Annotated in this window: 7 protein-coding genes; 2 read left to right on the top strand and 5 right to left on the bottom strand. The window is 37.1% G+C overall.

All coding sequences use genetic code 11. From position 1 onward, the window contains the following. Positions 1-5,811, top strand: a 5,811-nt coding sequence (locus tag FJR37_RS27245) for an Ig-like domain-containing protein (RefSeq protein WP_168467287.1), incomplete at its 5' end; no start/stop codon positions are given. Positions 5,812-5,991: 180 nt separating this feature from the next. Here FJR37_RS27245 and FJR37_RS23710 read toward each other — a convergent pair. Both FJR37_RS23710 and cutA read right to left on the bottom strand, forming a co-directional pair. Further along, on the bottom strand, positions 5,992-6,237 hold the full coding sequence (locus FJR37_RS23710; protein ID WP_168467286.1) for a hypothetical protein: 246 nt from the start codon (positions 6,235-6,237) through the stop codon (positions 5,992-5,994). 791 nt (positions 6,238-7,028) lie between these two features. Beyond that, positions 7,029-7,361, bottom strand: coding sequence for a divalent-cation tolerance protein CutA (gene cutA / locus FJR37_RS23705; RefSeq protein WP_168467285.1), 333 nt, complete (start codon positions 7,359-7,361; stop codon positions 7,029-7,031). Between the two features lie 3 nt (positions 7,362-7,364). Here cutA and FJR37_RS27510 point away from each other — a divergent pair, with 3 nt between their 5' ends. Continuing rightward, positions 7,365-7,493 (top strand): hypothetical protein, encoded by a 129-nt coding sequence (locus tag FJR37_RS27510; RefSeq protein ID WP_256366899.1) that lies wholly within the window; start codon positions 7,365-7,367, stop codon positions 7,491-7,493. Here the strand turns inward: FJR37_RS27510 and FJR37_RS23700 are convergent. The 3 genes from FJR37_RS23700 to FJR37_RS26255 all read right to left on the bottom strand — a co-directional run bounded on the left by FJR37_RS23700 (position 7,490) and on the right by FJR37_RS26255 (position 10,725). Beyond that, positions 7,490-8,815, bottom strand: coding sequence for a nitric oxide synthase oxygenase (locus FJR37_RS23700; RefSeq protein ID WP_235335154.1), 1,326 nt, complete (start codon positions 8,813-8,815; stop codon positions 7,490-7,492). The two genes, FJR37_RS27510 and FJR37_RS23700, sit on opposite strands and share 4 nt — an antisense overlap. 564 nt (positions 8,816-9,379) lie before the next feature. Beyond that, complete coding sequence (locus tag FJR37_RS23695) at positions 9,380-10,114, bottom strand: hypothetical protein (protein WP_168467284.1); 735 nt, start codon at positions 10,112-10,114, stop codon at positions 9,380-9,382. A gap of 26 nt (positions 10,115-10,140) precedes the next feature. Beyond that, entirely contained in the window at positions 10,141-10,725 is a 585-nt protein-coding gene (locus FJR37_RS26255) for a hypothetical protein (protein ID WP_052149993.1), read from the bottom strand. Positions 10,726-10,815 lie beyond the last annotated feature (90 nt).

The following is a 10,815-nucleotide window of genomic DNA, read 5'->3' as shown; positions in this document are numbered from 1 at the left end:
CCTGATGTTGAGGATGATTCCGTAACTTGGGTAGACTACAATGGTGATGGTAAACAGGACTTCCTGTTAACGGGTTTAGGTTCAGTCGGGGGATCAACTGGCTCCTTCTCCAAACTGTACAAAAACACAGGCAATGGGTTTATGGAAGATACCATAGTTTTCCTTCCTGATGTTTACTATACGTCTGTAACTTGGGCAGACTACAACGGTGATGGTAAACAGGACTTCCTCTTAACAGGTTTCACACGTTCAGGCTACATCTCCAAACTGTACAAAAACACAGGCAATGGGTTTATGGAAGATACCACAGTTTCCCTTCCTGGTGTTCTATATGGTTCTGTAACTTGGGCAGATTACAACGGTGATGGTAAACAGGACTTCCTGTTGACTGGCGTTACTTATATTTCCAAACTGTACAAAAACACAGGCAACGGGTTTGAAGAAGATATAAATGCCAATCAGTCTGATACCAACCAAGCACCCACGAACATCACCTTAAATAACAGCACAGTTGCCGAAAACCAACCCATTAATACAAAAATTGGTAATTTCACCACCACAGATCCAAATACTGGTGACACCTTCACCTATAGCCTAGTATCAGGAACAGGTGATACAAATAACAATTCATTCATTATCGCTGGTAATAATGAGTTACAAACCAAAGCCATATTTGACTACGAAACCAAAAACAGTTATAGCATTAGAGTCAAAACCACAGACCAGGGTGGGTTATCCTTTGAGAAACAATTAACTATTGGTGTAACTGACATTAACGAAACTGTTGCCAATCTAAGTATTTCTCCTAGTAATGTAACTCAAACGGAAGGAAATTCAGGCAATAAACCCTTTACCTTCACCGTCACCCGTACAGGTAATACCACAGGGACAAATAGTGTTAACTGGAAAGTAACAAGTTCAGGTACTAATTTTGCTGATGCTAATGATTTTGGCGGAACTTTACCTTCTGGTACATTAACATTTGCACCTAATAAACTAACCGAAACAATTACCATAAATGTTAGCGGTGATACAAGCATTGAACCCAATGAAACCTTTACCGTTACTCTTTCCAGTCCTACCAATGGCGCAACAATTACCACCGCATCAGCAACGGGAACTATTACTAATGATGAAACTAATCAAGCAGACAAAAAACCTCCAGAAGCGACAAATTTAACTCCTATTAATGAGGCTACAAATGTGTCCGCCAATGCTAATTTAGTGCTGAAATTTGATGAAGCAATAAAAAAAGGTACAGGCAATATTTTCATTAAAAAAGCATTAGATGATTCTATTGTAGAAACCATTGTAGTTACTAGTAATAATGTCACCATTAGTCCTGATAAGCTAACTCTAACTATTAATCCCACTGATGATCTAGCGTCAGGAACAGAATATTATGTGCAAATTTCTGATACAGCAGTTCAGGACTTAGCTGGGAATTACTATGCTGGTTTTAAAGACTCAAAAACAACATGGAAATTCACGACCAATAGTGTTATTAATTTAGAAATAACATCACCCAGCAGTTTTAATGAAGACGACAATACAAAAAAATTGCTTTATACTTTTACCCGTACAGGAACTACAGCTAAATCCCTAACTGTCAGTTATGATATTGGAGGTACAGCTACCTTTATCCCCAAATCTCCTGAAAATGATTATACCCAAACAGGTGCAGGCATATTTACAGGTAAAATCGGAACAATTGTTTTTGCTGCGAACGAAAGCAAAGCAACTTTAACCATAGACCCTTTAAAAGATACACTTATTGAAAAGGATGAAACTGTAGTATTAACCCTGTTAACGGGAACGGGTTATACAGTTGGTACAAATAAAACTGCTATAGGAACTATTAAAAATGATGATGAATTGCCTGAAATTTCTTTGCCCTTTAACATTACTTTAGTTGAGGGTAAACAAGAGGTAAAAGACGGCAAAATTGTTTTAAATGGAACTATTACCATTGGGAGAAAGAATCTTTCAATGATCAAGGTAATTGGATCTGTAACGTATGACGAGAAAACTATTACTATTAATGGACAAGTTACGTCGCTAATTGGTGATAATTCTGTAAAAAATAAATCCCTATTTAAAAGTAAAGGCACATTTGATATAGATGTTAAAACTGGCACTGGTACATTAACAGAAGATAATAGTTTTAAGGATCAATATCAATTAGCTGGTCTGGATGTTGATTTTACCAGTTTAACTATCAATATGAATGGGCTTGCTTTTGGAGCCAAATTTGAATTCTTAGACTTACTTAGTGACTTAGGCTTATCGGATTGGGTAATTCCTGATGCAATATTGATTAATCAGAATGATCTTACACTTGGTTTTAACTTTAAGTTAGAAGCAGATAAGAAGTTTAAAGACTTTAAACTTCTTAAATTTTTACCTGTCAAAGAATTTTCTAATTTTTCTATTGAATATATAGCTCCAGAAGACAAAATACTAATCCGAGGTAAATTAGAAATTTCTCCTTTCGCATCAGGAACAATAGGCAACATCACAGCCGATTTATCTGGTAAGAACTTCATTCAAATTCAAGATGGCAAGGCAGATATTAAGGGTTCTCTGTCTGTAAAAACTGATATTAAATTAGGGAAAGGATGGGGTTTAAGTGAGGTTAAACTAAACATAGATACTTTGAAAAAGGAAGTTGGTGGTAGTGCAAAAGTAACATTTCCTTTTGGGGCTAGTGTTCCACCTAAGAAAGTTGGTGCAGGTTTGGAACTTGGGTTTAAATTACCACCTCTAGAGCTAAATCTGATTGGTGCTGAAGTAGATGGATTAAATGTTCCTATTGGCAGTACTGGAGCTTTTTTGCAAGGTTTGTCAGGAAAAATACAAAATTTTGCTCCTTCCAATCCAAATCCTGTTGAGTTCACAGGTGGTCTGAAATTAACTGGTGGACCAAAAATAGCTTTTGATTTAACTGCCATAGGTCTGAAAAAATTTGAAGCAGCATTAGTAGATCTTGACGCTACTGTTAACGTTAATAAAGAGCGGATCAAAGGTAATGGTAAATTTAAGATTATTCATGAGGAAGTTGCCCGTAGTGGTAATCTGGAAGCAGAAATTAACTGGAACAAAGGTTTTTTTGAGACAAAAGGAGATTTCTCATTAATTAATGATTTGATTACAACCAAAGGCGGATTCAAAGCTAGTAGCAACTTTGACATCACTATGTCCGGAGAAGCTATTGTTAAAATTCCTCAAGGTCTACCTCTTTTTGGGGGGAAGGAAGCTGCTTCCGGTTATTTCTTATTTAATTTTACCAATAATGGCAATTCATCTGATGATTTTGGTGCTGGTTGGATCAAAATTAATCTGGGCTTAGTGAGTTTTGTTGGTGGATTTAAAGTCTTTTTTGATGGCAAAAAAGAATTCATTGGACCTAAAAACTTACCTAAAACCAGTAGTTTTACTATTGCACCAGGAACAGATTGGATTTTGATGGGTGCTGACTGGGAAAATGATAATGATAATGTCAAAGTTAAAGTTAAAGCACCTGATGGTACTATTTTTAACGAGTCTGACTTTGCAGCAACTGAAAAAATTGCCATTGTTAATGAGCTTACTAATTCAACCACTAGAGTTGTGATTGTTAGAAACCCAGAACCAGGTATTTGGGACATTAATGCAGTAGATGACACTGGTTTAGGTCAGGTTACTTACAGTGCTTTCCGTGATTCCATAGCTCCTACTATTGAAATCACTTCACCCTTAACAGAAGTCACTGATCAAAACGTTATTATTAGCTATAATGCCTTCGATTCAGATTCAAATGCCAAGGTTAGCCTATTTTATGACGATAACAATCAAGACTTTGATGGTATCTTAATTAAGGGTGATCTTGACGAAACAGACGGTGCTGGAAGTTTTACTTGGAATACAAAAGGTATTGCTACTGGAGATTATTACATTTATGCAATGATCATGGATGAAAATAACCCACCTGCTTTAAGTAGTTATTCAACTGGACAAGTAAAAGTGACAGAAGCAGCCGATTTATCTATCACTAAAATTGCTAATGCAGACATAGTAAATGTAGGCGATAATCTAACTTATCTAGTTACAGTCACCAATGATGGTGATAGTGTAGCTGAAGGCGTTAAGCTTATTGACACATTACCAGAAGGCGTAACCCTTCTTTCATCTAACATTACACCCACGATTTCACTAGATAATCAACTCACTTTTAATCTTGATGATTTAGAAAAAGGTCAAACCGCAGAAGTATTCATCACTATTACCGCGCCAACAACCGTGCCAACAACAGGGATAATTACTAATACTGCTAGTGTCACCACTGAAACTTATGATTCAGATATCAGCAATAATATAACTACTTTAGAAACTACAGTTACAGAAACATCTTTAATTCCTTCTGATCTGTCTTATTTATTACTAACTAGCAATTTAACTGATACTCCGATAAATTTAGGAGACAAAATCCACTATACACTTACAGTTACTAATAATGGCAATAGCAAAGCTACAAATGTAAAATTAATTGATGATATTGGTTCATTAAAAGTAAAAGATGTATCAGTTATTGCTAGTCAGGGGACGACTTTTATTGACTCCGATGGCTATGTAATAGCTGAATTAGGAAACTTAGAACCAGGAACAAAAGCAACAGTAGACATTACAGCTACTACTGTTGTTGCTGGTACTTTAAATAACAATATTATTGTATTCAGTAATGAATCTAGCTACAGCATAAATGATAATTATTTAACTCAGAATAAAGCAGTTATAATACCTTCCGCTACCGCGCTACAATTCAATGAAAATAATGTTTTCACTATTTCTGGTGGTTCTGGCAACCCAAAACTTCAAGTTACCCTTACAGAATCTAAATCTCCCTTAGTTAATGAATTGGCTGTATTTACAGTTGACGATGCCCAAGGTAAAATTAATGGCATTGCTCTAGGGGAAACAGGTTATACTCAAGCAGCTTTGAACAAATCAAAAGTGATTTTCTCAACTCTTGCCAATCGCCCCAATGGTTTTAATATCAACAATCTCACAAGCATACTAGAATTTGAATCTGGTAATAACCTAAGATTCTTATTAGTCAAAAACGGTACAATTGATAACGTCAAAAATGGGAATACCCCAACTTCAGACATACTTTTCTCTGACCTCTCCCGCCAAAAAATTATAAATTTGGGTAGTGATGGTTTCTCCTTAGCTTGGAAAGATGGATCTAATAATAATACTGACTTCAAAGATTTGGTAGTCAACATTAAATCCACAAATAACCCATTACCCTTGGGTACAAATCTGCAAGGAAAACAACAAGGAGAAGTCATTGATTTAAGAGGTATAACCAACAATGTAAAAGCTGATTTTGTTGTTAATAGAGAAGCTAGTTTTAACAACTTCGTTGGCTTTTATAAAGTAGCAGATGAAAATGGTGGTATTGATATTGATGGCAATGGTACAGTTGATTTCCGTCCTGGTGAATCAGGTTATGCTCAAGCAGCTATCAAAAATCGTGTGGCGGGAATTGACCTCACAGTTAATAACCAAGGAACTGCCAGTTTTACAGATAAGACATTAACAGGGGGAAGTATTTTTGCTCCATTTATTCTTACTAATGGTCGGACAGTAGATCAAGTTCTAAATGGACAAGTTGACCAAGCTTACTTTGCCTATTTAGGGGCTAATGCTGATAAGGTAGATCATATTCGTCTGTTAGGAAATAACGTCTTTGGTTTTGAGGATTTAGCCGGTGGGGGGGATAAAGATTACAACGATGTTGTTTTGAGAGTAAATTTGAGTGTTGTTTAACAATTTTGGTGCGATCGCTTAACAAGTGAGGTTATTCAGATCCCCGACTTCTTAGAGACGTCGGGGATCTAGGGATTTAGGGACAGCGATCGCTCGAATTAACCACCGAATACCTCATCCTGTAAATCCTGAAATCCTGGAAATCCTGATTCAGACAAATTCCCACAGCGATCGCTCGAATTAACCACCGAATACCTCATCCTGTAAATCCTGATTCAGACAAATTCCCACAGCGATCGCCTGGGTTTCCCTCAAGAATTGGGGGCGATCATTTCTCTCAATAATTTGGTAGGGGCGATCGCTCGAATTAACCACCGAATCCCTCATCCTGTAAATCCTGAAATCCTGGAAATCCTGATTCAGACAATTTCCCACAGCGATCGCTACGGAGCGCTTCGCTATCGCTGCAATTGCCCGAATACTCAATTAGCAGGTTTTTTCACCTGGTTTTAAATTTTGTTTACATAGCTATAGTGTTATGTAACAAAACGTTAGTGCTGACAGTATTGTGATATTCTGGTTTTGAGTCGGGAGCGATCGCTGACCGGAAGTATTGCTTGCCGCTCAATTAAGCCGCTAGACCTCCTTTAGTCACTTGTGGGGACAGAAATTTAATCTTACCTATTTGTTAAACTACCAAATTACAAGAGATATAAAGGTGTTTATTATGAATGCAACAAGTTCTAGACCTATTGCTATAACTGTGATATGTGTTATTGGCTTTCTTGGTCTAATACCTTCATTTTTACGTATCTTCTCACCTATTACATCATCAATTGGTGCATGGTATCCATGGTATCCTCCCTACCTAGCCTTAGCATCAATCGTAAGGTTAGTATCTTTGATCGGAATGTGGCTAATGAAGAAGTGGGGCGTATATGCCTACACATTCACAAGCCTGACTCAAATTGTACTGTTAGCAAAAGGCCTATCGAGTCCCCCTGTACTTCTAATCCCTTTCATTGTAATAGTTATCGGATTTAGCAATTTGAAGAAGATGTCCTAATGAGATCGATTGTCTAAAGTTGGGGGGGTTGTGTGCGGTAGCGAAGCTGCTGCAAGCAGTTCACTGTTTGGGGATGTTGGGGTGCGATCGCCTAAAATTATAGTAGTTGTGTGCGATCGCTGTTTGGGGATATTGGGAGGGCGATTCCTACGGAGCGCTTCGCTATCGCTTTTTAGTTTCCCTCAAGAATGAGGTAACATAAAACTTACAACTATTTGGTGATATCTGTAGCCTTGGTTTCTGCCATTAGCCAATTCAGGTAATCCTCATTTCCTGCCTCAATTGGTAAAGCCACCACACAAGGTACTTGATAAGAGTGTACTGATTTTACTTTAGCTGTTAGTTCTGCAAATAAATCACGGCGCGATTTCATAATTAAAATAGCTTCTTTTTCTACTTGTAATTCACCTTGCCACCAATAAATACTGTCTATACCGTCAATTATGTTGGCACAGGCCGCAAGACGGGCTTCTACTACGGCTCTACCTACATTAAGAGCTTCAGCACGGTCTTTACAAGTGACGTAAACAAAAAGAAATTCCATATTTTGACTTTATTATATTTGTTTGGGGCAATGTCTACGAAGGAAGAAGCGATCGCTTCTCTCAACAATTTGCTAGGGGCGATGTCTACGAGGGGGAAGCGATCACTATCGCTAGAAATCACATTTTGTTAGAGTTGCGTAAATCCTGCCCTGGTAGAAAAAGGACAACCAGATTTTTGAGGAGTATTAAAATGTCGCCAAGGATCGGGCTGATAAAAGAAATTAGGTTTTAGTTCAATATTTTCATAGGTGTGATGAAAAACTGGAGTTGCAGAGCTAGACATCGGCGGCACAATCCAAGACCAGTTTGCATAAGTAAGTCTTTGATTTAATTTTTCCTTGTTTTCAAACTGGATAAAATTATGACTTTCTGTATGATGATCAACGATAGTTACGCCAGCTTTTTGAAATGAGTAAAGAACAGCAATATTTAATTCCACTAAAGCACGATCTCGCCATAATGTATAGTTATTACGAGTATTCAAACCTAACCTTTGTGCTACAGCCAACAACAAGTTATAACGAGATTCATCTCCAAAATTACGAGATGCGATTTCAGTTCCCATATACCAGCCATTAAAGGGAGCAGATGTATATTTAACTCCACCAACATCAAGCATCATATTACTAACTAATGGTACTGCGTGCCACTTCAAACCCAATTCAGCAAACCAAGGATATTCAGAATGTTGAATTGATACTTCAAGAACTACATCAGGAGGTAACTCGAATAAATGAGGTTGCTGGTTAGGCATTTGAATGACAATTGGTAAAATATCAAAAGGAGTGCCTTTACTTCCTTTCCATCCCATTTCAAGAACAATTTGTGTGAACTCTACATACTTCGGATCGCCAATAATAGAACTATCAGACTGTTTATAACCTGCATAGCGGATAAGTTGTTCATTCCAGATGCGGATACCTGGTTGATTGGGTTCTTGTGCTGCAAATACAGTTATCAAAGGTTTAATTCGACCTCTATTAGTAGCTAATTTTAAATGTTCTACCAAAGCATAAAATATTTCATCTGGTTTATTTAAACTGCGACAATCACGAACTTCCAGCAAATGCCAATAGTTACGACCTATACATCTAGTGCTATTACGCCATGCTAACTTAGTTCCGTAAACTAATTCGTGATAAGTTTGCCAATATCTTCCGGTAGTTTTTATTTCATTCTTGATTTCCGCCAATCTTTCGGTTTTAGATAAGTTTAATTGACATTCTTTTTCTAGTAATGATAAAAATTCTTCAATTTCATGAAATGTTAAATCATTTTGCTTGCTTTCACTATTTGAGAGTGGAAATATAGATTTTATTTTTCGGAATTTAATATTTATTTTATGAACTGAAGATAATAAGTATTTCATTATCTGTTTCTTAATAAATATTCCTGTTGTCGTTAATCTAGCTAATACTTTGATAATTGCGCCTTTATTGTTAGTATTGGACATTTGATGCTCCCAATATTAATTAGTAAACTTAAAATTTAGGTGTTTCGATAGCGAAGCACTGCTGCAAGCAGTTCGCCTAATTCACCTTCAATAATTGGTTAATTCCGCAATTCATGTACCCGTCGCCATTCTTCCGGTGTAACCTTGTAGTTAGTGTCATTGGGGACTTACTTTTCTTACTTTTTTCCCTTAATAATTTGGTGGGGGGCGATGTCTATGGTGAGGGAGGCGATCGCTTGTTTCCCTGAAAAATTGTGGGCGCTCTATTTCCCTGAAGAATTTGGTAGGGGCGATTCCTACGGAGCGCTTCGCTATCGCTTGTTTCCCTGAAGAATTGGGGGCGCTCTTTTTCCCTCAAGAATTTAGGAGAGCGATCGCCTGGGTTTCCCTAAGAATTGGGCGATCGCTTTCTCACGCCATCCTTGATTAAGTAGGTGAACAGAAAAATTTAAAGGTATGTAAAGTTGTCTCAATGCGAGATTCTGATTGAGTTTCAGCCATTTTACAAAACGCAATACCCCTCATTTTTATTTTGTTCACCTACTTAGTTCTTGATTATTCATTTTAGAAACGTTTTTGTTTTGGGGTTGTGTATTTATTTGCAGACGAATTTGGTAAACTAGAAGTACAACCAGCAGCTTTAAATTGTTTTTCAATTTTGCTTTTTTCTGATGCTTCAAATATATATTCAAGTAGTAATCTATTTAGCGGTTCAATAGGTCTGGGATTATTTAAAGGAATTTCACCATTATCACTTACAAATCTGCCATTTTTGAGCAATGCGGAACCCAAAAAATTTCCTTCTTTAAATAGCATTATTTTTCTACCATTTATTTTTATTAATCCATTAGATAAAATGCCAGTAGTTAAACTGCCAGAACCTTCACCAGTTGAAACAATACAAACTTTACCTTTGGTATTTGAAGGGTAGATGTGTTCACTATGTTCATATCCAGACCATATACCCATAAAAGGTGCTAGTCCTGGTTCAGTCTTTGACCAAGCACGTACAAAGGATTCTCTTGTCTTCTTTTCTACTTGAGTAAGTCTATCTTGAACTTGAAGATAACCAACACCTGTACGATTATTTTTGACTGACCTGATAAATTGTTGAAGTTCTTGACGTAATTTTTTTAGTTCTGCATTAGTTGGTTGTCGAGTTTGGGCTAATACTGATAATTCGTTAACACCTAAAGTTATTAAACTGAATCCTAAGATAAATAGCGATCGCTTCGCCCCCTGTAGGTATCGTTGTACTTGTGGTAATGCTAATTTTTGGGTCTTCAAAACAGGTTTCATAGATTTTCCTTAAAAATTTTCAAAATTTAATCAATGGGTTCTTTAGTGCAAGAAAGATAATTAGAATTAACCCAGCCTTTCAAGCCCTTAACTTTCTTATTTGGTCCCCTAATCACATCGACATAGGCCCAAATCCCCTCTTGTTTCCTGAGTAAAACATGATTACCATTATTTAAACCGGCTCTGGATTTGCCATTGGGAGTAAACCGCAGTGCTAATTGTCCAGATTTGATATTGACTACATCGCACCAAATAGCCCATTTAAGCTCAACTTTAGGTGTATTTTCTGAGACTGCTACCAGTTTTTCACCTAAAATTAGTTTACTCTTATTAACAATCATTAAGTACATTCCGTCATCAGAATCTTCTTTCCAAGAAATCGAGTAGTAATAATCCCCATTACTCCAGGTCATCCCCCGATAACCATTATCTTGCCATCCTGTACCGTCTTCTAATTTGATGCAGTTTCCTTTAGCATCACAACCAACGTAGGTATTAGCATTTATAGTAACTGTGAACTTCCCAGCCCTGTAAGTATCGGCTTTGGCTTGGGTGGCTGTGGTGACAATGCAAGTCATTATGGCTGCTGTTAATAATAGTTTTAGGTTCATGGGTTTTCTCTAAAAATTTGGTAGGGTACGGGTGGCGAACTGCTTGCAGCAGCGCTTCGCTATCGCTCTATTTCCCTCAAGAATTGGGGG

It is taken from the genome of Aphanizomenon sp. UHCC 0183, assembly GCF_009712065.1.
Taxonomy (GTDB): Bacteria; Cyanobacteriota; Cyanobacteriia; order Cyanobacteriales; family Nostocaceae; genus Dolichospermum; species Dolichospermum heterosporum.
This window is presented reverse-complemented; position numbering and strand designations above follow the sequence as displayed.

Excerpts from the sequence above, each read along its gene's own strand:
- FJR37_RS23695 (WP_168467284.1), bottom strand. The coding sequence starts at position 10,114 with ATGAAACCTGTTTTGAAGACCCAAAAATTAGCATTACCACAAGTACAA.
- FJR37_RS26255 (WP_052149993.1), bottom strand. The coding sequence starts at position 10,725 with ATGAACCTAAAACTATTATTAACAGCAGCCATAATGACTTGCATTGTC.
- cutA (WP_168467285.1), bottom strand. The coding sequence starts at position 7,361 with ATGGAATTTCTTTTTGTTTACGTCACTTGTAAAGACCGTGCTGAAGCT.
- FJR37_RS23700 (WP_235335154.1), bottom strand. The coding sequence starts at position 8,815 with ATGTCCAATACTAACAATAAAGGCGCAATTATCAAAGTATTAGCTAGA.